At 64.9% G+C, this 362-nt stretch carries 1 protein-coding gene; it reads right to left on the bottom strand.

Features of this window, described 5'->3' with window-relative positions:
* Positions 1-362, bottom strand: a 362-nt coding sequence (locus ADL34_RS34390) for an alpha-amylase family glycosyl hydrolase (protein ID WP_267891462.1), incomplete at both ends; no start/stop codon positions are given.

Below are 362 nucleotides of genomic sequence, written 5' to 3'. Positions count from 1 at the left end.
CCCTCCTCGGCGTAGAGGTAGGGGACGGCGTCGAGGCGGAAGCCGTCGATGCCGAGGTCGAGCCAGAACTTCAGGGCGGAGAGGATCTCCTCCTGCACGGCCGGGTTCTCGTAGTTGAGGTCGGGCTGGTGGGAGAAGAAGCGGTGGAAGTAGTACTGCTTGCGGACCGGGTCGAAGGTCCAGTTGGAGGCCTCGGTGTCGACGAAGATGATGCGGGCGTCGGGGTACGCCTTGTCGTCGTCGGCCCACATGTAGTAGTCGCCGTAGGGGCCGTCGGGGTCCTTGCGGGACTCCTGGAACCACGGGTGCTGGTCGCTGGTGTGGTTCATGACGAAGTCGATGATGACCCGCATGCCGCGCTG

This window comes from Streptomyces sp. NRRL WC-3605, assembly GCF_001509795.1.
Classification (GTDB): Bacteria; Actinomycetota; Actinomycetes; order Streptomycetales; family Streptomycetaceae; genus Streptomyces; species Streptomyces viridochromogenes.
The sequence above is the reverse complement of the archived record's forward strand: the minus strand, read 5'-3'. Positions and strand labels throughout refer to the sequence as shown.